We start from the raw sequence: 21890 nt of genomic DNA, 5'->3' as shown, positions 1-21890 counted from the left end.
ATTGTCAAAGGTTTTTTCATCTCCCTTGAAAATAAGGAAAAAAGCGACGCCTTGAGCGTCGTTTTTGGAAAACTCAGGAAATGAAGAAGGGATCAGCCACCGCGCCCGAGCCAGCGAAAGACCAGCGGGGCGGAGAAGATCACGATCACGATCCGCACGATATGCGTCAGCGAGACATAGGCGATGTCGCCGCCCATGGCGAAGGCCAGCAGGCTCATCTCGGTCAGGCCGCCGGGGGAATAGGCCAGAAAGGCCTGGCTCAGGTCGGTATCGGTCAGTGCCGCAACCACGGCGGCAAACCCCACCCCGGTGATCAGCATCCCGACGGTCGAAAAGAAGCCCAGGAACAGGTCATGTCCCACCTCGCGCGCACTCGCCCCGATGAAGCGGCAGCCTATGACGGTACCCATGACGACCTGCGCCGCGATCACCAGCACCGTGGGCGGAGGCACTTCGACGATGTGGAAGAAATGCGCGATCCCCGACAGCAGCATAGGCCCCAGAACCGCCGCGGCGGGTAACCGCAACACTTTGCCCAGATATACCCCCGCAACCGCGCAGGCCGCTAGCACCGCGTAATCGGTCAGGTCCAGTTCCCATAGCCCGACCCAGACGGCCCCACCTTGCCCGCCAGACGTCACGCCGAGGATCAATCCGAAGAACAGCGCCACGAAACCGATGACCAGCAGAATCCGGCTGGCATGTGCCAGCGCGATGCGCTTTTCATCGCCGCCCTGTTCGGCCCCTAGGATCAGCATCTCGTTCAACCCGCCGGGCATGGCACTGAAATAGGCGGTGATGGGGTCGTACTTTCCGATCAGCCTGTAAAACAGAAACGACGCCCCGGCGGCCACGATCAGAAAGGGGGGCAGCACAAGAAAACTGATCGCCCAATCACCAAGCGCGTCCATTACCTCTGGTGTGATGCCAGACCCGAGCATGACCCCGATAATCGGGATCACGATAGGGCGCAGCCGGGCGGGCGGCGCAATCGGGGCATGCAGAATCGCGGCGATGGTGTTGCCAATCATCGGCCCCAGCATCCAGGGCAGCGGCATGCCGATCAGATAGGCGAAGACGCCCGATCCAATCCCGATCAGCAGGGCAAGCGCGGTGCGCGCGGATGTCGTTTGAAACAGGGTCGCGTCGGAACTCAAACCGGGCCACCGGCTAGGTGACGTTCACCGCGTGCCTTCGCCAGTTCGATCTGCTTCTGCCGTTCGCGGAACCGGGCACGATCCGCGTCGCTATGCTCTTCCAGACACTGATGGCAGGACACGCCATGTTCATACTCGGCGCGCTTCGTGTCCTCTGGCAGCAGCGGGCGGCGGCAGGCCCGGCACAGCAGATGCGGCCCCTCTTTCAGCCCGTGTCCGACAGAAACCCGTTCATCGAAGACGAAGCATTCCCCGTGCCACAGGCTCTCTTCCTCCGGCACATCCTCCAGATACTGAAGGATCCCGCCCTTGAGGTGATAAACCTCGTCCACCCCCTGTTCGATCAGGTAGTTGGTGGATTTCTCGCAGCGGATGCCGCCGGTGCAGAACATCGCAATCCGCTTGTTGTGGAAGCGGTCCTTGTTCTCTTCCCACCATGCCGGGAATTCCCGGAACGTCGCGGTTTCCGGGTCCACCGCGCCCTCGAATGTGCCAATGGCAATCTCGTAGTCGTTGCGGGTGTCGATCACCGCTACATCCGGCGCGGAAATCAGCGCGTTCCAGTCCTCGGGCCTGACGTAATGGCCCACCTTCGCCTTGGGATCGACGCCGGGTACGCCCATGGTGACGATCTCTTTCTTCAGCCGCACCTTCATCCGCGCGAACGGTGCCTCGGTTGCGGTACTTTCCTTCCATTCCAGATCGGCACAGCCGGGCAGGGCGCGAATATGCGCCAGCACCGCGTCAATGCCCTTGCGCGGCCCTGCGATGGTGCCGTTGATCCCCTCTGACGCGATCAGCAGCGAGCCGCGCACATCTTCCGCCTCGCACAGGACGCGCAGGGGCGCGCGCAGGGCGTTAGGGTCCTCGAACCGGGTGAAATGGTAGAGCGCAGCAACAGTATACATGCGGTTTCCATACACCCGCCACACAGGGGGCTTCAAGATGGGCCAGCTTGATCGTATCGGGCCAAGGAGTCACAGTTGGTAGATCCGGGCAATGGGGGAATGCAGCATGCAGACTGACACGGCATTAGGCGCGATTGGCGGGACGCCCATGGTCCGGCTTCAGGGGTTCGAGCCTGAGGGCGGAGCAGAGATCTGGATTAAGATGGAAGGTGGCAACCCGACCGGGTCCATGAAGGACCGCATGGCCGTGTCTGTCCTGACCCGCGCGATGGAACGGGGCGACCTGACCCAAGGTGACCGCGTGGTGGAATATACCGGTGGCAGCACCGGCACGGCGCTGGCCTTTGTTTCGGCGGTTCTAGGTCTGCGCTTTACGGCGGTCTTTTCCGATGCCTTCTCACGCAGCAAGCAACAGGCGATGGATGCCTTCGGGGCCGAGGTGCTGGTCGAACCCTCTGACAGCACGATAACGCCCGAGCTGATCCAGCGGATGAAATCCCGCGCCTATGCGCTGGCTGCGGAACCCGGCAGTTTCTATGCCGACCAGTTCGGCTCCCCCGATGTGCGCGCAGGCTACATCCCGATGGGGCAAGAGATTGCCGCCCGTCTGGGGCGCGTGGATATGCTGGTGTCTGCCGTTGGGACGGGGGCCGCGCTTATGGGCACGGCGGACGGGCTTGCCAAGGCTGGCCAGACCCCTGACGTGATCGCATTGGAACCGGCGCAATCACCGCTTCTGACCACGGGCAAAGGCGGACCGCATAAGGTTGAAGGCATCGGCGTCGGCTTTGAGCCGCCCTTCCTCGACCGGACGCGCCTGACCGATATCCGAACCGTCGATCAGGACGCTGCCTTCGCCATGTGCCGCAGGTTGGCCGCAGAGGCAGGCGTCTTCGGTGGCGGCTCGACCGGGTTGAATGTCGTCGCGGCGATTGATCTGGCGCGGGAACTCGGCCCCGGCAAACGCGTCGTCACAATCTCCTGCGATACCGGCGCGAAATACCTAGGCGGTCATATCTATGGCTAACGAAGCCTAGTCGCGGGCCAGGAACTCCAGAATTGCCCCGATCTGTTCGGCCCAGGTGGGATCAGGTGCAAGGCAGATCGTGTTCGCGCTTTCGACCACGTGGAACTCTGCCCCCGGAATACCCGCTGCGATCATCCGCGCCTCCGCAAGCGGATGCAGGCTGTCGTTGCGGGGATGGATAACAAGAGTAGGCGTCTTGACCTCCGCCATCCTGTCACGCGCGTCGAACCGGTCAATCGCCACCCTGCTATGCAGCGCATCCTCGCCTGAACAGGCCCCGGCAATCAGTTCGATAAACCGCGTGGCATCTTCGTAGCTGAGTGTCGGCACGGCCATCGTCGCCCATGCCCGCATGTATCCGTTCTGCGGATCACCCCAGCCACTGCCATGAAGCAATGAAATGAAAGGATCTTCGCCGGGTTGGCTTTGCTTGCCGCCCCGCAGAGCGCGCCCGCGGGCATAGCCGCCCTGAATGACGAGGCGGCTGATCCGATCCGGATTTTCAGAGGCAAAGCGGATCGACACCGGCGCGCTGTTGAGATTGGCGAGGATCGCGAACCGTTCCAGCCCCGCGGAATCGGCCACGGCAACCAGATCCTCCACGTGGCGCTGAATGTCATGATCATCGCCCGCACGGTCAGACAACCCCGCGCCCCGGATGTCAAAACGGATCAGCTTGTGCCTCTCGCCAAGCGCGTCGAAGGTTGGCCGGTAGAACGAACTGTTCCACTCAAGCTCCAGATGAGACACGTGGTGCGAGGCCCGCAACAGCGGCATCCCATCCACATTCCCCGAGATCGCATAGGCCAGCTGCGTGCCATCGGCAGAGGTCGTGTAGCGGATCGTTTGATTCATCTTTGTCCTGGAAACCGGCGAAGGAGCGGCGTCAACCGGGTCCGCACCGCTGCGCACTGGCACCACAAGCTCGATCCCCCGTCGCGGAACGGTGCGGATGATCGCCTGCGCCTTGCCATCATCCCCGACAGCGGTTCTGGCCGCATTGATCCGGGCGCTGATCGTCGCCTCCGACACGATACGCCCGTCCCAGACCTCTTCGATCAGGTGATCCCGCGACACCAGCTTGCCCGCGTTTTCCGCCAGCACCCGCAACAGGTCGAACACCTGCGGCTCAACCGGCTGCGCCGCACCGTTGCGAAAGAGCTTGAAGCTCTCCGTATCCAGCAGGCAATCGGCGAATTCATATCGCATGGATGGGGGCGATCTCCTTTTCCTCTAAAGGATTGAAGGTTTCCCGCCATTTAGCAAGAGAATTGCCCGGTCAGGCTATCACAGCCCCAAGGCATCCAGCATTCGATACTTCGCCACCGTCGCCGCCACGCCAAGCCGCCGCAGCCCGTGGAACGGGATCGGCTGCGGGTCGGTCACGGGGAAATCCAGCTCTGCTTCGGGGCGCCCCGCTGCCCACTGGGCCATCAGTTTGCCCATGGCCGTGGCCTGCGCCACGCCGCGCCCGTTATAGCCAAGCCCTGCCATCATCCCCGGCCCCATCCGCACCAGACGCGGGTAATGGTCGGGCGTGACCGCGATGAACCCGCCCCAGGCATGCCGCCAGCCATAGGGCGCAAGCTGCGGGTACATCTTCACGCTGACCTTTCGCAGCGACTCCATCCGCGCCAGCGTTGCCCGGTCAGCATAGGCCCCGCGCCCGCCCATGATGAACCGCCCCGCCGCATCCATGCGGAAATAGAGCAACAGGCGCCGCAGGTCAGAGGGCGCCTGCCGCCCCGGAAGGATGCTCGCCGCCACATCTGGGGGCAGCGGGTCGGTCGCAACCTGAACGGACCGGACCGGCACGACCTCCTGCGCAAGGGGTGGAGCCAGCCCGTCGGTATAGCCGTTGGTGCAAAGCAGGACCTTGCCCGCCCGGACAGCGCCACGCGATGAGCGCAGCACATGAGTGGCGCCCTCCCGCCTGGCACTGACAACACGTGACTGCCCATGCACCGCCGCCCCGGCCCGCATGGCCGCATCCGCCAGCCCGAGCGTGTAGTTCAGAGGATGCAGGTTGCCGCCCCGCATGTCGATCAGCCCGCCAGCATAGACCCCGGTCCCAAGCATCCCGGTCAGCGCATCCCGGTCCAGAAACCGAAGATCGGCCCCGCGCCTTTGCCATTGATCCACCTTGCCGTGAATATCCTTCAGCGTTGCCGCGTTATGCGCCGCTCTGATCCAACCCACGGGCCGCGCGTCGCATTGGATGCCGTGCCGCTCGATCAGGTCGAACACCATCTGCCCCGACCGCCCCATGTAATCCACCATTCGCGCGCCAATGTCTGGGCCAAACCGCGCGTCGACCTCATCCGGGTCGACATAAAGTCCCGGATCGACCTGCCCGCCATTTCGCCCCGATGCACCCCAACCGGGGCTTTCAGCCTCCAGCACCACGGCGCGAAGCCCCGCCTCAGCGGCGTGGAGCGCAGCCGACAATCCGGTGAACCCGCCCCCGACGATGGCCACATCCGCCTCCACCTCGCCCACCAGAGGCGGGCAGTCTGGCGCGGGGTTGGCCGTGGCGGTCCACAGGCTGTCGGCGATGACGGGGCGTTCGTTGGCGATCATGTCGGGCACCTCTCTGCCCGACACCGAACACGCGTGCGCGCCGCCGGTCAATCGCCGTTACACGCCCACGCCCGCGAAACGCACGCCGCTCAGCTCCGCCATCTCTTTCTTCCAGCTGGTCAGATCGTCCTCGCGGAACCCCGACAGGCTGTCATGCCCACAGGCCCGTGCCAGCACCTGCATCAGCTCCACCGAAGCCCCGAAGAACCGCGCGAGCCGCTCGGCGCTGACCTGTACATCCAGCCGCCTGCGAAGCTCTGGCTTCTGCGTGGCGATCCCGGTGGGGCAATTGTTGGTGTTGCACATGCGCGCGGCCACACAGCCCACGGCCTGAATGGCCGAGTTCGACACCGCCACCGCATCGGCCCCGAGCGCCATCGCCTTGGCGAAATCCTCCGCCACCCGCAGCCCGCCGGTGATGACCAGCGTCACCTCGCGCCCCGTGCGTGCATCCAGATGCCGCCTTGCGCGGGCCAGCGCCGGGATGGTCGGCACCGAGATGTGGTCCCGGAAGATCAGCGGCGCAGCGCCCGTTCCCCCGCCCCGACCGTCGAGGATGATGTAGTCGGCCCCCGCCTCCAGCGCGAAGTCGATATCGGCCTCGATATGGTTGGCGGACAGTTTGAAACCGATGGGAATGCCCCCGGACCTCTCCCGTACCTCTTCGGCCAGCTTTGCAAAATCGGCAGGCGTGGTCAGGTCGGGGAAGGTCGCGGGGGAAATCGCGTCCTGTCCCTTCTTCAGCCCCCGCACCTCGGCGATCTTTTCGGTCACCTTGTTGCCCGGAAGGTGCCCGCCGGTGCCGGTCTTGGCCCCTTGACCGCCCTTGAAGTGAAACGCCTGCACCCGTTCCACCAGGTCAGGCCGCCAGCCAAAGCGGGCCGAGGCGAGTTCATAGAAGTAGCGCAAATTTTCGGCCTGCTCTTCTGGCAGCATCCCGCCCTCGCCCGAACATATCCCGGTCCCCGCCAGTTCTGCCCCGCGCGACAGCGCCACCTTGGCCTCTAGCGACAGCGCGCCAAAGCTCATATCGGACACGAATAGCGGAATATCCAGCTCCAGCGGCCTCGCCGCCCGCGGCCCGATCACCACTTTGGTCGATACCGGCGCGTCATCCAGCAGCGGCTTGCGCGCCATCTGAGCGGGCAGGATCTGCAGGTCATCCCAATGTGGCAGGTCCTTTCGCGGCACGCCCATGGCCCCCATCTCACCGTGATGCCCAAGCTGGTTCAGGCCATCGCGCGCCAGCGCGTGGATACGCGCCACGGTCGGCTCCTCTGGTGTGGGTTCCGCCTTGGGCGCATCGCTCTTCGGCGGGGGTGAGGCGTCGCCGGGCTCCAGCCCCTCCAGCCTGGAATGGGTCCCGTCGCAGAACGGTGCGTTCCCTGTGGCCTTGCAGCGGCACAGAAACGCCGTGCCAGCTTCCTCGGCCTTGAACGATACGGGAGTGATCCCCGTGCCGCGATGCGAACCGTCACAGAAGGGTTGGTTTTTCGACCGCCCACAGCGGCACCAAGTATAACTCTCGCCTTCGGTCAACTCGACCTTGGCCGGGCTTTTCGCGGCGATGATGGGTGTTTCGGTCATGGGGCCTCCTGCGTGCGTCTGCTCGTCAGCCTATGGCGACCGACTTTCCCGACATAGACGCACCTGCGCACAACCGCTGTTCACCCCGGTGCAGCCCCGCACGTGCATTGACGGGCAGCGCCTGCCTGACTACCCCTTGAAGGAACCCGGAAAGGAGCCCGCCCATGCATGCCCTCATCGTCATCGACGTCCAGAACGATTTCTGCCCCGGCGGCGCGCTGGCGGTGCCAGAGGGCGACCGGATCGTCCCCGGCATCAACGCCCTGATGGGGGATTTCGACGCCGTGATCCTGACGCAGGACTGGCACCCGGCGGGCCATTCCTCCTTCGCCTCGCACCACGGGGCTGCGCCGATGACCCTGACCGACATGCCCTACGGCCCGCAGGTCCTGTGGCCCGACCATTGCGTGCAGGGCACCCAAGGCGCGGGTTTCCACAAGGACCTGATGACCGACCGGGCCGATCTGATCATCCGCAAGGGCTACAACCCCGCGATCGACAGCTATTCGGCCTTCTTCGAGAACGACAAGACCACGCCAACCGGGCTGGAGGGCTACCTGCGTACTCGCGGCATCGACACGCTTACCGTGGTCGGCCTCGCAACCGATTTCTGCGTGAACTACTCCGCCGTCGACGCTGCCCGATTGGGGTTCACCGTCACCGTTCGCCAGGATCTCTGCCGCGCGATTGATTTCGACGGGTCGCTTGCCGCAGCGCTGGAATGCATGGCGAAAGCGGGCGTGACCCTGGCATGAGTGTGAGTTTCCGCACCGCCCGCGCGGACGAGGTGCCGCTTGTCCTGTCCTGGGCGGAAGCCGAGGGGTGGAACCCCGGGCCGGACGATGCGGCGGCCTTCTTCGCCAGCGACCCTGAGGGCTTCTTCGTAGCCGAATCAGGCACTGGCCCCATCGCCGCGATCTCGGTCGTGAACCACTCCAACGATTTCGCCTTCCTCGGCCTCTATCTCTGCCTGCCCGAGCATCGTGGCAAGGGGATCGGCTTCGGTCTCTGGCATCACGCGCTGGCCCATGCCGGGGTGCGCTGCGTCGGGCTCGACGGGGTCCCCGCGCAGCAGGACAACTACCGCAAATCGGGCTTCGGGCTGGCCGGGCAGACCTTTCGCTTCGAAGGGCGCATTCCGGCGGATCCGGGGGCGGGACTGCGCCCCGCATCCGCAGGTGACAGAGACCATATCTGCCAGGCCGAGGCCCGCGCCAACGGCTATGCCAAACCGGCTTTCACGACGGCCTGAACGCAAGACACCGACAGCCGCCGGACCTTCGTGCTCGGCACCGCCTTTGCCACAGTCCGCCGCTGCGGGCGCGGGGCCAAGATCGGACCGCTCGTGGCCGACAGCATCGACGATGCGAGCGCGCTGCTCATGGCCATCGCGGCGGCCTTCCCCGCCGATCCGTTCATCATCGACGTGCCCGACGATCAGCCAGAACTGACCGCGCTCTGCAAAGGCTGGGGGATGCAGGCAAGTTTCAACACCGCCCGCATGTATCGCGGCCCGGCGCCAGAGCCCGGCCCCGGCATCCGCTCGATCGCCACGCTGGAACTGGGCTAACCCCGCCCGCGCCTGCACCGATCCGAGCAATATCGCACCTCGTCCCAGACCTTCGCCCATTTCTTCCGCCACGAAAACGGGCGCCCGCAGGTGGCGCAGGTCTTTGTCGGCAGGTTAGGTTTCTTGTGGGCCATGGCCGGGAAGATAGGGCGGGCAGGCGTTCAAACCAGAGCCCCCGGTCGTCATAGCATCACCTGCAACCCGCCAAGGGCGACCGGCGGCCCCGACGGGGCGGTTTTGCACCTCTGCGAGCGTGATTATTCGAACGAGTGCCCGGTGCCGCGCACGAAAGTCGGGACAGCACGGCTCGACCCGTAGTTCGCGATCCGCCAGCACCGCCACCAGTCCTCGCCAGGTAAGGGACGTCCTTAGCCGGCCCCGCAACCAGGTCTGGCGGATATCTGCGATCTTGCGCGGAGGTTGGCCACCCGTGCACGCAAGTCCAATGACATCACCCGTCCCGCTGCGCGATCCTCTAGCTTGTGGTTGGCGGCGGTGAATCAGCAAAGGGAAGCCGTATGACCTCCCAATCTATTCAGCCCGAATTCATCCCGGCTTAGCGATGAGGAAGTGGCACAACCTCGGCCTCGTCCTTGCCGCCCAGTTCCTCGAAATCGAAGCTGTCCAGTCGTGTCGCCCGTTTTCCTGCGCGCTCGGCGGCGGTGGTGATGTCGTCCAGATCCTTGCGGGCCTGCCCGAAATGGGTGGTCAGCTTGCCCACGCGTTCCACCACCAGTTCCACATCCCGGTGCAGCATCGCCAGTTGCTTGCGGATCGCACCCGCCTGTTCGCGCATTCGCGCATCCTTCAGCACCGCGCGCATGGTGTTCAGCGTGGCCATGCAGGTGGTGGGCGAGACGATCCACACCCGTGCCGCAAACCCCTCTCGCACCAGCTCGGGGAAGTTGGCATGCAGCTCCGCATAGACGGCCTCGGAGGGCAGGAACATCAGCGCCCCGTCGGCGGTTTCTCCCTCGATGATGTAGCGCTCCGAGATCGCCTTGATATGCCCGCGCACCGCCGTGCGCAGGGCGCGCGCGGCGTCATCCGTGTCGCGTTGCGTCTTTGCCCGGCGAAGCGCCTCGTAGGGTTCCAGCGGGAACTTGCTGTCGATCACGATGGGACCGGGAGGTTTCGGCAGGTGGATCAGGCAATCGGCCCGCCGCCCATTCGACAGCGTCGCCTGAAAGGCATAGCTGTCCGGCGGCAGCGCCTTGTGCACGATGTCGTTGAGCTGGATCTCCCCGAATGCTCCGCGCGTCTGCTTGTTGGAGAGGATATCCTGCAAGCCCAGAACATCGCCCGACAGCTTCTCGATCTTGGCCTGCGCCTTGTCGATCTGTTCCAGCCGCTGTTGCAGTTCCCCAAGGCTACGCGCGGTGCGGGTCGAGGTGCCGTGCAGGGTCTCGCCCATGCTGCGCTGCACCTCTTCCAGCCGCCGTTCCATCACCTCCAGCATCTGCGCCTGGCTGCGGGCCTGCAATTCGCTTACATGGCTGATGCCGCCCGATAGCTGGTGTTGCCCGTCCGACAGCGACTGCACCCGCTGCCCGAGCGCGCCCATCTGGTGGGCCAGCGGTTCCATCGCGCGGGCCGTGCGGGTGGCAGCAGAGACGGATCGCAAAACCAGCACCAACACGACAACAAGCACCAGCAGCCCGCCAAGCGCCAACAGGATCAGGGGATCGGTCAGGTCGATCTGGGTCTCACCAAGCTGGATCATGTGCGGCCAAAAAGCCTTTCGATGTCAGAGAGCTTCAGCTCCACATAGGTGGGCCGCCCGTGGTTGCACTGGCCGGAATGGGGGGTCGCCTCCATCTCGCGCAGAAGGGCGTTCATCTCCTCGGCCCGCATCTGCCGACCGGATCGGATCGACCCATGGCAAGCCACGCGGCTGAGGATCGCCTCGATCTGCGCCTGCACGGTCAGGCTTTCGCCCAGATCGTCCAGTTCATCGAGGATATCGCGCAGCATCGCTTCGGCGTTCACGGGCCCAAGGATCGCGGGCGTCGCCTGCACCGCAATGGTACCCGGCCCGAAGGGTTCCAGCACCAGGCCGAGCCTTGCCAGATCGTCGGCCAGTTCCAGCAGCGTGGCAGCGTCATTCGCACCAAGCGTCACGATCTCGGGGATCAACAGCGCCTGTGACGCTACCCCGTTCTCCGCCATCTGGCGTTTCAGTTTTTCATAGACCAGCCGCTCATGCGCTGCGTGCTGATCGACGATCACCATGCCGGTCTCGGTCTGGGCGATGATGTAGTTTTCGTGCACCTGCGCCCGGGCCGCGCCGAGCGGGTGCTGCGCCGCCTCGGGCGTATCTGTGACTGGCTCAACCCGCGCCGAGGTCGAGGTGAAATCCGACGGTGCCTCGGCAAACCCCGTGTTGGGTGCCTGCCAGTCCCGCGCGGCGCGGAGCGACCCCTGAGAGGGCCGGTCCATCTGGTAGACCCGCGCAGGCCCTTGTTCCGGCCGAAACGCGCCAAGCGTTGCCTCGGCCACGGTCGAGGACGCCCGATGTCCGGCCTCTGCAAGCGCATGGCGCAGGGCCGAGACGATAAGCCCGCGTACCACACCCGGTTCGCGGAACCGCACCTCTGCCTTGGCCGGGTGCACGTTCACGTCGACCCGCTCCGGCGGGCAGTCAACGAAAAGTGCCACCGCCGGGTGCCGGTCCCGGCTGAGGAAATCCGCATAGGCCCCGCGTAAGGCCCCGACCAGCAACCTGTCTTTTACCGGACGACCGTTAACAAACAGATACTGCGCAGTCGCCGAGCCGCGCGAATAAGTCGGCAGAGCGGCATAGCCCACCAGGCGGACGCCTTCGCGCTCGGCCTCTATCGGCAGCGCGTTCTCGATGAAATCGCGCCCCATCACCTGCCCGAGCCTGGCCCCTAACGCATTGAAAAGATCGCCTTGTTCCGGGTCGGCGCGAAAGATCACCCGGTTCTGACCATCGGTCATGTCGCGCAGGGAAAAGCCGACGCCAGGTTCCGCCATCGCCAGCCGTTTCACCACGTCGCCGATCGCCTGCATCTCGGCCCGATCCGTGCGCAGGAACTTGAGCCGCGCGGGGGTGGCGAAGAACAGATCCCGAAGCTCCACCACGGTTCCGCCCGACAGGGCCGCAGGGCGAATAACCGAATGTCTTCCACCAGTTACGGCGATGGTATGGGCATCTCCTCCGGTCTCTGACCGGCTGGTGATAACCAGTCGCCCCACCGATCCGAGCGAAGGCAAAGCCTCGCCACGAAAGCCGAAGCTGTTGATATTCAACAGATCTTTCCCGTCGATCTTGGACGTCGCATGGCGGGCGAGGGCGAGGGGGAGGTCTTCGGGACTCATTCCGCAGCCGTTATCGGTGACGCGGATCAGGGATTTACCGCCGTTGGCGACCTCTATGGTGATGCGGTCGGCGCCGGAATCTATTGCGTTTTCAACAAGTTCCTTGACGGCGGAGGCGGGGCGTTCCACCACCTCGCCCGCCGCGATGCGGTTCACCACCGTTTCATCCAGCTGACGGATCACGGGGCGCGCGGAGACGCCTATCTTGGGGTCGGGAAAAGCCATGCCACAAGGGATAGCACGCCCCCGCTCGATTCGGAAACGCCCCAAGGCGGGCGCAGGCGGCCTGTCGCCACCCGTGCACCGGGCGTACACCCCCCGTACACCCCCCGTGCAGACAAAACCGCGCCATTGACGGGATTTTAGGAAAATCCTGCCAGACTGCCCGGCACTTTCCCAAATCGAGGACCGGCCATGAACCTGGATGGCAAACCGCTGACCGCGAAGCAGCGGGAACATCACCACTACCTGATCGACGCGATGGCGCGCATTGACTACGACCTGCACAACCGCATCTTCATCAACCAGCGCGTGCCGAGCGACTGGGTGCGTATTGCGACCTCGCCCAGCCCCGCGAAGAAGCGGGTGACGATCCGGGTGGATGATGACGTGCTGAAATTCTTCCGTTCCATGGGGCCCGACTATGGCCCCCGAATGAACGACGTGCTGAAAGCCTTCATGCGGGCGCGGCTGATGGGGCTGCTGCACGGGGATGAGACCATCGACCAGTTCAAGGAACAGGAGAAGAGCGGGCCGCGCAAGCGACCGAAATGGGGCTGGACGGACCAGATGATGGAGGAAGGCGATGCGTGGCTCAAGACGCGACGGGGGGAGGAGTGAGGGGGGGATGGTTGGTCATGACCCCTGCGCAGCTTTGGTGGGGGGGTGGGCAGAACTGCCCACCCTACGCTTGCTAAAACTAAGGAGCGTCAGCGGGCACATCAAACATGTTACTCAGGGCAACACGATTACCATTCTTAGAATATTCTCCGAAGGCGGCCCTTGTTGCCCCTTTAGTGTAGAGAAGTTTGCATAACGCAGTTATCTCAAAGCCACGATTGATGGTTTGTGCAAGATCACGCCCTGCCTTTGACAGAACAGAACCGATAAATATTGTTTTATGGCTAGGTGCTGCTTCCGTATAGAAGCCTAGACCATCACGAAATTCATAAATTAACTTCCCATCATCATCATGTGTTAGCGTAATTCTCTTATCCATTGTCCAAAAGCCAGATTGTTCCAAAACGGTTCGTTCAAGATAAGTCAGTTCAGGTTTAACCAGTTCTTGAAAAACAAAACCTTCATTTGACGCGTATGGCAAAACTCGCTCAATAAGGTTTGTTACATCATTATCTAGGAGGGACACGAAGTGCAGTGTAGCAGCGGACACGCTTTTTTCTTTCCGTATCTCGCCCGCTAGTAGCTTCGCATACATCAACCGAAGTTCATCGCTAGAGGCATCTTCTGCATAGCGTTCGAACTTGTTCATCCAATCATCTGATGGCCCTTGGCTGTCACTAGACGGAGGCGTTTCGTTCAAATCCTCAATCGCCAGCTTAACAATTTCTTCCTTGTTTTCCTGCTTCCGATATTGGCTTGCAAGAAGGCTATCAACAGCACGACCCATGATTTCTGAGTCTTCAACAGCCATTATCGCGGCCCTTTCAGCAATAGCATTGGCGACAAGACTTTTTGCTGCAGTTTTGTCTTTCACGCCCTGAGCGATACCATCGACGTACGAGGCAGGGATTTCTATTGTCGCACCAATGAGCCGACTAAATGCTTTGCCCGCAGGACCAGCAATAATTTGCGGCAAGCCTCCTTCGAAAATTGTCGAGAGCCAACTTTCGGATTTTTCTTGCTCTTTCCCGGACATACTTAACCTTTTTGATGTGTTGCCAAGAATTTACGCCCTGAATAGACACCCTACCTCCAGCCGTAGCAACCCCACTTAAGCATCTGGACTTCTTCTGCTGCAACCAAGATGAAATACCCGTCTTCGCGCCAAGTAGAAATGTTCAACTTAGGATGATGGCAGCATGGCTTGGCAAAGACGTGAAACATCGGAGCGCTGAGCAACCGTGCGGGTTACTGCCAGTCTGCTCCGCCGAAAGCGTCGCGTGTTGCCGAAGGTCTGCTTCTTCATGCGAAAAAGTCTAGTCTCATGATCACAGCGGATTGCTGCTTCCCACCTAACAACAAAAAATAAACCGGCCAACTCGCGCTGGCCGGTGCTCCGAAATTCCTGCAACAATCGCCCTCAGTAGCGGTAATGTTCCGGCTTGAACGGGCCGTCTTGCGCCACGCCGATATAGTCGGCCTGGTCCTTGGCGAGCGTGGACAGCTTCGCGCCGATCTTGGCGAGGTGCAGGCGAGCGACTTTTTCGTCCAGCACTTTGGGCAGCACGTAGACCTTGTTTTCGTACTGGTCGCCCTTGGTCCAGAGCTCGATCTGCGCCAGCGTCTGGTTGGTGAAGGACGCGGACATCACGAAGGACGGGTGGCCGGTGGCGTTGCCGAGGTTCAGCAGACGGCCTTCGGACAGCAGGATCAGGCGGCTGCCCGAGGGCATCTCGATCATGTCCACCTGGTCCTTGATGTTGGTCCATTTGTGGTTCTTCAGCGCCGCGACCTGAATCTCGTTGTCGAAATGGCCGATATTGCCGACGATGGCCATGTCCTTCATCTCGCGCATATGCTCGATGCGGATCACGTCCTTGTTGCCGGTGGTGGTGATGAAAATGTCGGCCGTGGCGACCTCATCTTCCAGCGTGGTGACTTCGAACCCGTCCATGGCCGCTTGCAGCGCGCAGATCGGGTCCACTTCCGTCACCTTTACGCGCGCGCCAGCACCGCGGAGGCTGGCGGCGGAGCCTTTGCCCACATCGCCATAGCCGCAGACCACGGCGACCTTGCCGGCCATCATGGTATCGGTGGCACGGCGGATGCCGTCGACGAGGCTTTCCTTGCAGCCGTACTTGTTGTCGAATTTCGACTTGGTGACGGAGTCGTTCACGTTGATGGCGGGGAAGGGCAGGTGGCCTTTTTCCATCATCTGATAGAGGCGGTGGACGCCGGTGGTGGTTTCCTCGGTCACGCCCTGGATCATGTGGCGCTGACGCACGAACCAGCCGGGGGTCTCGGCGATGCGCTTCTTGATCTGGGCGAAGAGGGCGACTTCCTCTTCACTGGTGGGCATTTCGATGAGGTCGGTTTCGCCTTCCTCCACCCGCGCGCCAAGCAGGATGTAGAGCGTGGCGTCGCCACCGTCGTCGAGGATCATGTTGCAGCCGCCCTCTTCGAACATGAAGATGCGGTCGGCGTAGTCCCAGTATTCCTCCAGCGTTTCGCCCTTGATGGCGAAGACGGGGATACCGGCGGCGGCAATGGCGGCGGCGGCGTGGTCCTGGGTGGAGAAGATGTTGCAGGACGCCCAACGGACTTCGGCCCCCAGATGCACGAGGGTTTCGATCAGCACGGCGGTCTGGATCGTCATGTGCAGGCTGCCCGCGATGCGCGCGCCTTTCAGCGGTTTGCTGTCGCCATATTCCTCGCGCAGGGCCATCAGGCCGGGCATCTCGGTTTCGGCGATGTCGAGTTCCTTGCGGCCAAAATCGGCCAGCGCGATATCCTTGACGATATAGTCGGTCATGTCGGGGCTCCTGAAAGGGCGTCAAACGGGTTTGGCGCGACATAGCAGGAGGGGTCGAGCGGGGCAATGGGCGTGGATTGCCGCGAACGGAAAACGGGGCCGCGAGCGGTGCGGCCCCGTTCTGATCGTGATGAAAAGAGCAAGCGGTTACTTGCTGCCGCCCTTGGGGGCCACGCCGCTTTGCGACGAGCCAGACGCGCTGCCGCCCTTGTCGGACATGCTGCCCTGCTGGGCCGCCGGGCCCTTGGCGCTCTGGTCCTTACGGGCGGGGGCGTTCTCGGGGGTGTCTTCTTTGCTCATAATCGGTCCTCCAAAATAGGTTAACATCATGAGCCTACGCGCCGAAGGGCCTTTTCACCAAGGGGAATCTGAAACCGGTTCCATCCGGGCGGGAAAATGTTGGCCCACCGGGGCAGGCAGGCGTTGAATTTCGGGCCGTGTCTTGGTTTCTAGAGGGTCCGGGCCAAAGGGGCGCGATGGGGCGGAGAGAGATGGCAAAATCAACCGCACGAGCATGGCAAAGGATGCTGTCGGGGCGCAGGCTGGACCTGCTGGACCCGACGCCGGTGGATATCGAGATCGAGGACATCGCCCACGGTCTGGCCTTCGTTGCGCGCTGGAACGGGCAGACGCGCGGGGATTATGCCTATTCGGTCGCAGAGCACTCGCTGCTGGTGGAGCAGATCTTTGCCCGGATCGACCCCAAGGCCCCGGTGAAATGGCGGCTGGCGGCGCTGCTGCATGATGCGCCGGAATATGTGATCGGGGACATGATCAGCCCGGTCAAGGCGGCGGTCGGGCCGGGATACGGCGCGCTGGACGACCGACTGGCGGCGGCGATCCATCTGCGTTTCGGGCTGCCTGCCGCGATCCCCAAGACGGTGAAGGCGCGGATCAAGCGGGCCGACAAGGTGTCCGCCTGGCTGGAGGCGACCCAATTGGCCGGGTTTTCCGAGGCTGAGGCGGATCGGTTCTTTGGCCGCCCCACCCCGGCGCTGACAGAAGGGCTGCACCTGCATCTGCGTCCCCCGGCAGAGGTTCGGGCGGATTTCACCAATCGGCATCATGCTTTGTTGGAGAAGCTATGATCGTTCGTCAGGCCACCCCGGAGGACGCGCCGGGCATCGTGTCCATCTTGCAAGCCATCGTGGACAAGGGCGGCACAACCGCCTTTCAGGGCGAGGTTCCGGCGGATTTCCTGGCCCCGGTTCTGGCCGGAGCCGTGCCGCGCGGCATCTGTCATGTGGCGGAGCAGGATGGAGAGCTGCTGGGGTTCCAGTATATCTTTCCGCTGGAAGGCGGGCCACAGGACCGCGCCACGATTGCGACCTTCGCCAGGCTGGGCAGCACGCAGAAAGGCATTGGTGGGGCCTTGTTCGGGGCGACGAGACAGGCGGCGATCGGCTTTGGCTTTCGCGATATCGACGCGACGATCCGGGCGGATAACACCGGCGGGTTGAATTATTATGGGCGCATGGGGTTCGTCGATCATCACGTGACGCCGGGCGTTCCGCTGAGCGATGGGACGCCGGTGGATCGGGTGACAAAGCTGCTGGATCTGCGCGGCGCGGCGTGATCCGGGCGATGGGGTGCCACCGCCCGGATTGGCTGGTTCCATTGTTACCCTGACTTACTCTAGCCCGGTTTGGCGAAGGGCGCGGCGCATCCGCGCCCGCTCGGTATCCGCGCGGTGACGGCGGATGCGATAATCTTCGTGCTGGGCGCGCCAATGGTCGGGCGCATCCCATGTGTCAAGGCGCGTTGCGGTTTTCATGGTGCGAGAGAGGAGAGAAATCATCGGGAAAGCTCCTGTTTGCTGATGTCTCAGACATAGCGGGCTTGCGATGCAGGATCGAATCAGCAATATCTTCCATATGTAAGCGGAGCTAACATATATGGATTGGCGCGACATCCCCTCGCTGTCCGCTTTGCGGGCGTTTGAAGCTGCTGCCCGGCTGGAAAGCTTTTCTGCCGCCGCGCGAGAACTGAACGTGACCCATGCCGCCATTGCGCAGCATGTGCGGGCGCTGGAGGACCATTTCGGGCAGGCCCTGATGGAACGGTCGGGCCGCAAGATGGCGACCACGGCGGCGGGCCGCAGGCTGGCGCAGGATCTGGGGGAGGGGTTCGGGATCATCGCGGCGGGCGTCAGGGCCTTGTCGCAGGCGCGGGCGGATCGGCCTGTCGCGGTCACGACGACGCTCAATTTCGCGGAGAACTGGCTGGCCCCCCGGCTGGCCGGGTTCTGGAAGGCGCATCCCGATTTGCCGGTGACCATCGCGCCCGACAATGCGGTGGTGGACCTGCGCCGCGACGGGTTCGATCTGGCGATCCGCTATGGGCAGGGCAGATGGCCGGGGCTGAAGGCGCGGCTGCTGACCCGCGCGCATCGCATCGTTGTGGCGCACCCGGACGTAGCGGCGCGGCTGCCGGTTGAATACTCCGCCACCTCGCCTGACGCGATCCATGCGCTGACGGAGTTCGCCTGGCTGCCCGAACCCACGGATATGGAGATGTTCACCTGGCTCAGGGCGCTGGGCGCGGACCCGGAGACGATGCAGATCACCCGGCTGGAGGCCAACGGGCTGGTTCTGGCCGCTGTTCGGTCAGGGGCGGGGATCACCCGCCAGCCGCTGGCGGTGGTGCAGCGCGATCTGGATGACGGGCGGCTGGTGGCACTGCTGGAGGAACCGGAATCGGACATCGCCTATTACAGCGTTCACAACCCGGCCACGATCAGCCCGCAGGCGCGGGTGTTCCTGACATGGCTACACGGCGTGGTTTAGCGGAAGAAGCAGGTGGTCCCGGACCAAAGCACCGTGATGTCCGTGCTGTCTTCCCCGATCAGCGCCCAGACGCCGTTCTGTTCGAATTCCCGCCCCAGGGTGGTTTCGGCCATTTGCACCGGCGGCGGTGCCATGCCGACGCTCAGGCCGCCCGCGACGGGAAGGCCGGGTTCGGTCACCGTCCAGCCGACGAAATCGCCGTCGAGGAAATTCGCCGTCAGCCCGTTGCGCCAGTAGGCCGCCGTTACAGGCCCCGCGCCGCATTCCTCGATCAGGGTCACGTCGGCGGGTTGTGATCCGACAAGCCGCGACACGGTTTCGATCACGCCAGCCTGGGCGCGACCGAAGTCGATGCGCAGGTCGGTGCCGCCCGGCTGCAGGCCAGCGGAATCGGGGGTGACGCCACCAGCGGGTGCAGAGCTGGGAACGGGCAATGGGGTGCAGGCCGTCAGGGCGGCCACCAGCAAAAGCGCTGCACGCATCTTAACGCGGGCTGCGCTTGGCAAGGATGCGTTGCAGCGTGCGCCGGTGCATGTTCAGCCGCCTTGCGGTTTCGCTGACGTTGCGGTCGCACAGCTCATAGACGCGCTGGATATGTTCCCACCGGACGCGATCGGCGCTCATCGGGTTTTCCGGCGGCGGCGGCATGTCATCTTCTTCGGCCAAGAGGGCGGCGGTGATGTCATTGGCGTCAGCGGGTTTCGACAGATAGTCGGTGGCCCCGATCTTGACGGCGGCGACGGCGGTGGCAATCGCACCATAGCCCGTCAGCACAACGATGCGGGCATCGGGGCGTTTTTCGCGCAGCAGTTCCACGACGTCGAGCCCGTTGCCATCCTCCAGCCGCAGATCAATCACGGCATAGGCGGGGGGACGGGCGGTTGCGATAGCCTTGCCGCCTGCGACGGAGTCGGCGGCCTCGACCTCGAACCCGCGCTTTTCCATGGCCCGTTGCAGGCGCCTCAGGAACGGTTCGTCATCATCGACGAGCAGCAGGGATTTATCCGGTCCGATATCGCGCAACGAGCGTTCCGTGGCCATTCAAGCAATCCTCTTCGCAAGTTTCTTTCATATATGAGGAAATCTGCGCAATGGTCAAACAGATCGGGTCAGGACGCGGCGTCCATGAAACAGGAGACGCGGGTGGCCATCTCCTCGGGGGTGTCGTCGCGGCGGAAGAACTCCACGAACCCGTGTTCCGGGAAGACCAGATAAGTGAAGGTCGAATGGTCGACGAGGTAGAACCCGTCCTCGCCCGCCTCCTGATGGTTGAAATAGGTGCGGTAGGCCTCAGACGCGGCGGTGGTCTGGTCCAGCGACCCGGTTAGGCCGATCATGCGCGGGTGCATGTTGTCGGTGAAATCGGCGAGGATCTCGGGCGTATCGCGTTCCGGGTCGATCGAGATGAAGACCGGCGTCACCATGCGGCCTTCTTCTTCCAGGATCTCCACGGCGATGGCATTGCGCGCATTGTCCAGCGGGCAGACATCGGGGCAGAAGGTATAGCCGAAATAGATCAGCGTCGGTGCGGTGATGACATCGGCATCGGTCACGGTGTCGCCGGTTTCCGACACCAATTCGAACGGGCCGCCGATATCGCCGGGACCGCCCGCCACCCGCGTGGCGCGGCACTGGGCGAAGATATCCTCGTCCTGATTGGCGCGGCCCCAGAGGATCGACAGGCCAATGCCGCCCAGAAGGGCGGCGGTCAGGGCAAGGGCGCTGGCGGCATAGATGCGGTTCATGGCAAGGTCCTCGAATGCTGTGCAGCGTTGATCGTTGAAAACGACCTGTCTATCAATTCACGTCTGCGCAACTGTGACAGAACGCCCCCGCCGGAACAGGATGCCCCGCATGGCCCAGACGACCGACCCGACCCGCACCTTGTTGACGCGCGACTTGCGCAGCGGCTGGGTCCGTCTGCGGACGTTGCTGGTGCTGCGCTGGCTGGCGGTACTGGGCCAGACCGCGACGGTTGTGGTGGCCAGCCTGTTTCTGGGCCTCAGGGTGGAACTTGGCCTGTGCTTCCTGGCCATTGGAACGTCGGTCCTGTCCAACATGATCGCGATGACGGTGTTTCCACCAAACCAGCGGCTGGCGGATTGGGACGCGATGCTGACGCTGCTGTTTGACCTGACGCAGTTGTCTTTCCTGCTGTTTCTGACCGGCGGGCTGAACAACCCCTTCGCGCTGCTGATCCTTGCGCCGGTGACGATCTCGGCCACGGCCCTGACCATGCGGTCGACGGTGATTCTGGGGCTGGCCGCCATCGTGCTGATCACGCTTGTTGCGTTCTATCATGTGCCGCTGACGACCCGCGCGGGCGAGGTGATCGAACTGCCCGCCCTGTTTTTGGCCGGGTTCTGGGCGGCCATTGTCATCGGCATCGTCTTCCTGTCGGGCTACGCCCGCCGCGTGACGTTGGAGATCCACTCCATGAGCCAGGCTTTGCTGGCCACGCAGGAGGCGCTGGCGCGCGAACAGAAGCTGACCGATCTGGGGGGCGTGGTGGCCGCCGCCGCGCATGAGCTGGGCACGCCGCTGGCCACGATCAAGCTGGTGTCCACCGAACTGGCGGAAGAGCTGGAGGACAACCCCGATCTGGCCGCGGATGCCCGGCTGATCCGCGAACAGGCTGACCGGTGCCGCGATATCCTGCGCGATATGGGACGCGCCGGGAAGGATGACCTGCATATGCATTCCGCCCCGTTCGGGGCCGTGGTGCGCGAGGCTGCGGAGCCGCATGTGGACCGGGGGGTCGCGGTGCATTTCGAGTTCGCCCCGATGCCCGGGGCCGATGAGGCTCAACCGGCGATCTATCGTCGCCCCGAGATCATCCATGGCATCCGCAATCTTGTGCAGAACGCGGTGGATTTCGCCAATGACGATGTCTGGGTCGATGGGTTGTGGGACGGGCAGAACATCTATCTGCGGCTGACCGATGACGGGGCGGGCTTCCCCCCGGATCTGATCGGGCGGCTGGGCGATCCGTTTCTGAGGCGACGCAAAACTCCGCGCGATGAGCAACAGCGTCCGGGATATGAGGGCATGGGTCTGGGGCTGTTCATCGCCAAGACGCTGCTGGAGCGGTCCGGCGCACGCGTCGCTTTCCGCAACGCCACCGATCCGTTCCTGCTGGCCGAGGAAAGCGGCGAGAGGCGCGGCGCGATGGTCGAGGTGACCTGGCCCGCCGCCGCGATCCAACTGGCCGAGGGCGTGGCCCACGCGCCGCTGGGCGAGAACCGTCCGATTCAGGCTTAACCCCGTCTTAACCATTCATC

General features: G+C 63.5%; 24 protein-coding genes. 9 read left to right on the top strand and 15 right to left on the bottom strand.

Translation table 11 applies throughout. The features are described from left to right. Positions 1–92: 92 nt before the first annotated feature. The gene (locus ACOOEX_RS18240; protein WP_420396159.1) at positions 93–1157 is read right to left on the bottom strand and encodes an AbrB family transcriptional regulator; all 1065 of its coding nucleotides are present in this window, start codon (positions 1155–1157) and stop codon (positions 93–95) included. Then, positions 1154–2065 carry a rhodanese-related sulfurtransferase gene (locus ACOOEX_RS18235; RefSeq protein WP_420396158.1) on the bottom strand — a complete coding sequence of 304 codons (912 nt, stop codon included), beginning with the start codon at positions 2063–2065 and terminating at the stop codon, positions 1154–1156. The genes ACOOEX_RS18240 and ACOOEX_RS18235 overlap by 4 nt, the downstream gene beginning before the upstream one ends. A gap of 106 nt (positions 2066–2171) precedes the next feature. Between ACOOEX_RS18235 and ACOOEX_RS18230 the strand changes: the two genes are divergently transcribed. Then, positions 2172–3092: a PLP-dependent cysteine synthase family protein gene (locus ACOOEX_RS18230; RefSeq protein ID WP_420396157.1), complete on the top strand. Its 921-nt coding sequence runs from the start codon at positions 2172–2174 to the stop codon at positions 3090–3092. Positions 3093–3098: 6 nt separating this feature from the next. Here the strand turns inward: ACOOEX_RS18230 and ACOOEX_RS18225 are convergent, their stop codons facing one another. From ACOOEX_RS18225 to ACOOEX_RS18215, 3 genes are all read right to left on the bottom strand, one after another. Then, entirely contained in the window at positions 3099–4301 is a 1203-nt protein-coding gene (locus tag ACOOEX_RS18225; protein ID WP_420396156.1) for a winged helix-turn-helix domain-containing protein, read from the bottom strand. Positions 4302–4379: 78 nt separating this feature from the next. Further along, positions 4380–5672, bottom strand: a complete 1293-nt coding sequence (locus tag ACOOEX_RS18220) for an NAD(P)/FAD-dependent oxidoreductase (RefSeq protein ID WP_420396155.1) — start codon at positions 5670–5672, stop codon at positions 4380–4382. Positions 5673–5729: 57 nt separating this feature from the next. Continuing rightward, positions 5730–7259: a glutamate synthase-related protein gene (locus tag ACOOEX_RS18215; RefSeq protein ID WP_420396154.1), complete on the bottom strand. Its 1530-nt coding sequence runs from the start codon at positions 7257–7259 to the stop codon at positions 5730–5732. A 164-nt stretch (positions 7260–7423) separates the two neighbouring features. Here ACOOEX_RS18215 and pncA point away from each other — a divergent pair, with 164 nt between their 5' ends. The 3 genes from pncA to ACOOEX_RS18200 are packed head-to-tail and all read left to right on the top strand — an operon-like array spanning position 7424 to position 8829. Next, positions 7424–8014 carry a bifunctional nicotinamidase/pyrazinamidase gene (gene pncA, locus ACOOEX_RS18210; protein WP_420396153.1) on the top strand — a complete coding sequence of 197 codons (591 nt, stop codon included), beginning with the start codon at positions 7424–7426 and terminating at the stop codon, positions 8012–8014. Beyond that, positions 8011–8511 carry a GNAT family N-acetyltransferase gene (locus tag ACOOEX_RS18205; protein ID WP_420396152.1) on the top strand — a complete coding sequence of 167 codons (501 nt, stop codon included), beginning with the start codon at positions 8011–8013 and terminating at the stop codon, positions 8509–8511. The genes pncA and ACOOEX_RS18205 overlap by 4 nt, the downstream gene beginning before the upstream one ends. A gap of 30 nt (positions 8512–8541) precedes the next feature. Beyond that, positions 8542–8829, top strand: coding sequence for a hypothetical protein (locus ACOOEX_RS18200; RefSeq protein ID WP_420396151.1), 288 nt, complete (start codon positions 8542–8544; stop codon positions 8827–8829). Here ACOOEX_RS18200 and ACOOEX_RS18195 read toward each other — a convergent pair. From ACOOEX_RS18195 to mutL, 3 genes are all read right to left on the bottom strand, one after another. Further along, on the bottom strand, positions 8826–8963 hold the full coding sequence (locus tag ACOOEX_RS18195; protein ID WP_420396150.1) for a DUF2256 domain-containing protein: 138 nt from the start codon (positions 8961–8963) through the stop codon (positions 8826–8828). The genes ACOOEX_RS18200 and ACOOEX_RS18195 overlap by 4 nt on opposite strands. Positions 8964–9385: 422 nt before the next feature. Continuing rightward, a complete protein-coding gene (locus tag ACOOEX_RS18190) occupies positions 9386–10552 on the bottom strand; it encodes a DNA recombination protein RmuC (RefSeq protein WP_420396149.1) in 1167 nt (388 codons plus the stop codon). Continuing rightward, entirely contained in the window at positions 10549–12396 is a 1848-nt protein-coding gene (gene mutL, locus ACOOEX_RS18185; protein ID WP_420396148.1) for a DNA mismatch repair endonuclease MutL, read from the bottom strand. The genes ACOOEX_RS18190 and mutL overlap by 4 nt, the downstream gene beginning before the upstream one ends. 189 nt (positions 12397–12585) lie before the next feature. On the opposite strand from mutL, the gene ACOOEX_RS18180 reads away from it, so the two are divergent. Then, a complete protein-coding gene (locus ACOOEX_RS18180; protein WP_420396147.1) occupies positions 12586–13011 on the top strand; it encodes a BrnA antitoxin family protein in 426 nt (141 codons plus the stop codon). Positions 13012–13090: 79 nt separating this feature from the next. Here ACOOEX_RS18180 and ACOOEX_RS18175 read toward each other — a convergent pair whose 3' ends face one another. From ACOOEX_RS18175 to ACOOEX_RS18165, 3 genes are all read right to left on the bottom strand, one after another. Further along, the gene (locus ACOOEX_RS18175) at positions 13091–14047 is read right to left on the bottom strand and encodes a DUF2806 domain-containing protein (RefSeq protein ID WP_420396146.1); all 957 of its coding nucleotides are present in this window, start codon (positions 14045–14047) and stop codon (positions 13091–13093) included. A 384-nt stretch (positions 14048–14431) separates the two neighbouring features. After that, the gene (gene ahcY, locus ACOOEX_RS18170) at positions 14432–15823 is read right to left on the bottom strand and encodes an adenosylhomocysteinase (RefSeq protein ID WP_420396145.1); all 1392 of its coding nucleotides are present in this window, start codon (positions 15821–15823) and stop codon (positions 14432–14434) included. A gap of 147 nt (positions 15824–15970) precedes the next feature. Beyond that, complete coding sequence (locus tag ACOOEX_RS18165; protein WP_306044686.1) at positions 15971–16123, bottom strand: hypothetical protein; 153 nt, start codon at positions 16121–16123, stop codon at positions 15971–15973. Between the two features lie 191 nt (positions 16124–16314). Here ACOOEX_RS18165 and ACOOEX_RS18160 point away from each other — a divergent pair, with 191 nt between their 5' ends. Both ACOOEX_RS18160 and ACOOEX_RS18155 read left to right on the top strand, forming a co-directional pair. Continuing rightward, positions 16315–16911, top strand: coding sequence for an HD domain-containing protein (locus ACOOEX_RS18160; protein WP_420396144.1), 597 nt, complete (start codon positions 16315–16317; stop codon positions 16909–16911). After that, positions 16908–17399, top strand: a complete 492-nt coding sequence (locus ACOOEX_RS18155; RefSeq protein WP_420396143.1) for a GNAT family N-acetyltransferase — start codon at positions 16908–16910, stop codon at positions 17397–17399. Before ACOOEX_RS18160 ends, ACOOEX_RS18155 begins: the two co-directional genes overlap by 4 nt. A gap of 54 nt (positions 17400–17453) precedes the next feature. Here the strand turns inward: ACOOEX_RS18155 and ACOOEX_RS18150 are convergent, their stop codons facing one another. Continuing rightward, entirely contained in the window at positions 17454–17621 is a 168-nt protein-coding gene (locus ACOOEX_RS18150) for a hypothetical protein (protein WP_420396142.1), read from the bottom strand. Positions 17622–17718: 97 nt separating this feature from the next. Here ACOOEX_RS18150 and ACOOEX_RS18145 point away from each other — a divergent pair, with 97 nt between their 5' ends. Then, positions 17719–18609, top strand: a complete 891-nt coding sequence (locus tag ACOOEX_RS18145; protein WP_420396141.1) for a LysR substrate-binding domain-containing protein — start codon at positions 17719–17721, stop codon at positions 18607–18609. Here ACOOEX_RS18145 and ACOOEX_RS18140 read toward each other — a convergent pair. From ACOOEX_RS18140 to ACOOEX_RS18130, 3 genes are all read right to left on the bottom strand, one after another. Beyond that, complete coding sequence (locus ACOOEX_RS18140; RefSeq protein ID WP_420396140.1) at positions 18606–19091, bottom strand: hypothetical protein; 486 nt, start codon at positions 19089–19091, stop codon at positions 18606–18608. The two genes, ACOOEX_RS18145 and ACOOEX_RS18140, sit on opposite strands and share 4 nt — an antisense overlap. Position 19092: 1 nt before the next feature. Next, positions 19093–19650 (bottom strand): ActR/PrrA/RegA family redox response regulator transcription factor, encoded by a 558-nt coding sequence (locus ACOOEX_RS18135; RefSeq protein WP_420396139.1) that lies wholly within the window; start codon positions 19648–19650, stop codon positions 19093–19095. A 68-nt stretch (positions 19651–19718) separates the two neighbouring features. Further along, positions 19719–20354, bottom strand: coding sequence for an SCO family protein (locus ACOOEX_RS18130; protein WP_420396138.1), 636 nt, complete (start codon positions 20352–20354; stop codon positions 19719–19721). Between the two features lie 100 nt (positions 20355–20454). Between ACOOEX_RS18130 and regB the strand changes: the two genes are divergently transcribed. Continuing rightward, positions 20455–21870, top strand: coding sequence for a sensor histidine kinase RegB (gene regB, locus ACOOEX_RS18125; protein WP_420396137.1), 1416 nt, complete (start codon positions 20455–20457; stop codon positions 21868–21870). Positions 21871–21890: the final 20 nt, after the last annotated feature.

The organism is Nioella sp. (genome assembly GCF_965215655.1).
Lineage (GTDB): Bacteria > Pseudomonadota > Alphaproteobacteria > Rhodobacterales > Rhodobacteraceae > Nioella.
The sequence above is the reverse complement of the archived record's forward strand: the minus strand, read 5'-3'. Positions and strand labels throughout refer to the sequence as shown.

Coding starts and splice junctions, on each gene's coding strand:
- ACOOEX_RS18235 (WP_420396158.1), bottom strand. CDS start 2,065: ATGTATACTGTTGCTGCGCTCTACCATTTCACCCGGTTCGAGGACCCT.
- ACOOEX_RS18230 (WP_420396157.1), top strand. CDS start 2,172: ATGCAGACTGACACGGCATTAGGCGCGATTGGCGGGACGCCCATGGTC.
- ACOOEX_RS18225 (WP_420396156.1), bottom strand. CDS start 4,301: ATGCGATATGAATTCGCCGATTGCCTGCTGGATACGGAGAGCTTCAAG.
- ACOOEX_RS18220 (WP_420396155.1), bottom strand. CDS start 5,672: ATGATCGCCAACGAACGCCCCGTCATCGCCGACAGCCTGTGGACCGCC.
- ACOOEX_RS18215 (WP_420396154.1), bottom strand. CDS start 7,259: ATGACCGAAACACCCATCATCGCCGCGAAAAGCCCGGCCAAGGTCGAG.
- pncA (WP_420396153.1), top strand. CDS start 7,424: ATGCATGCCCTCATCGTCATCGACGTCCAGAACGATTTCTGCCCCGGC.
- ACOOEX_RS18205 (WP_420396152.1), top strand. CDS start 8,011: ATGAGTGTGAGTTTCCGCACCGCCCGCGCGGACGAGGTGCCGCTTGTC.
- ACOOEX_RS18195 (WP_420396150.1), bottom strand. CDS start 8,963: ATGGCCCACAAGAAACCTAACCTGCCGACAAAGACCTGCGCCACCTGC.
- ACOOEX_RS18190 (WP_420396149.1), bottom strand. CDS start 10,552: ATGATCCAGCTTGGTGAGACCCAGATCGACCTGACCGATCCCCTGATC.
- mutL (WP_420396148.1), bottom strand. CDS start 12,396: ATGGCTTTTCCCGACCCCAAGATAGGCGTCTCCGCGCGCCCCGTGATC.
- ACOOEX_RS18180 (WP_420396147.1), top strand. CDS start 12,586: ATGAACCTGGATGGCAAACCGCTGACCGCGAAGCAGCGGGAACATCAC.
- ACOOEX_RS18175 (WP_420396146.1), bottom strand. CDS start 14,047: ATGTCCGGGAAAGAGCAAGAAAAATCCGAAAGTTGGCTCTCGACAATT.
- ahcY (WP_420396145.1), bottom strand. CDS start 15,823: ATGACCGACTATATCGTCAAGGATATCGCGCTGGCCGATTTTGGCCGC.
- ACOOEX_RS18165 (WP_306044686.1), bottom strand. CDS start 16,123: ATGAGCAAAGAAGACACCCCCGAGAACGCCCCCGCCCGTAAGGACCAG.
- ACOOEX_RS18160 (WP_420396144.1), top strand. CDS start 16,315: ATGGCAAAATCAACCGCACGAGCATGGCAAAGGATGCTGTCGGGGCGC.
- ACOOEX_RS18155 (WP_420396143.1), top strand. CDS start 16,908: ATGATCGTTCGTCAGGCCACCCCGGAGGACGCGCCGGGCATCGTGTCC.
- ACOOEX_RS18150 (WP_420396142.1), bottom strand. CDS start 17,621: ATGATTTCTCTCCTCTCTCGCACCATGAAAACCGCAACGCGCCTTGAC.
- ACOOEX_RS18145 (WP_420396141.1), top strand. CDS start 17,719: ATGGATTGGCGCGACATCCCCTCGCTGTCCGCTTTGCGGGCGTTTGAA.
- ACOOEX_RS18140 (WP_420396140.1), bottom strand. CDS start 19,091: ATGCGTGCAGCGCTTTTGCTGGTGGCCGCCCTGACGGCCTGCACCCCA.
- ACOOEX_RS18135 (WP_420396139.1), bottom strand. CDS start 19,650: ATGGCCACGGAACGCTCGTTGCGCGATATCGGACCGGATAAATCCCTG.
- ACOOEX_RS18130 (WP_420396138.1), bottom strand. CDS start 20,354: ATGAACCGCATCTATGCCGCCAGCGCCCTTGCCCTGACCGCCGCCCTT.
- regB (WP_420396137.1), top strand. CDS start 20,455: ATGCCCCGCATGGCCCAGACGACCGACCCGACCCGCACCTTGTTGACG.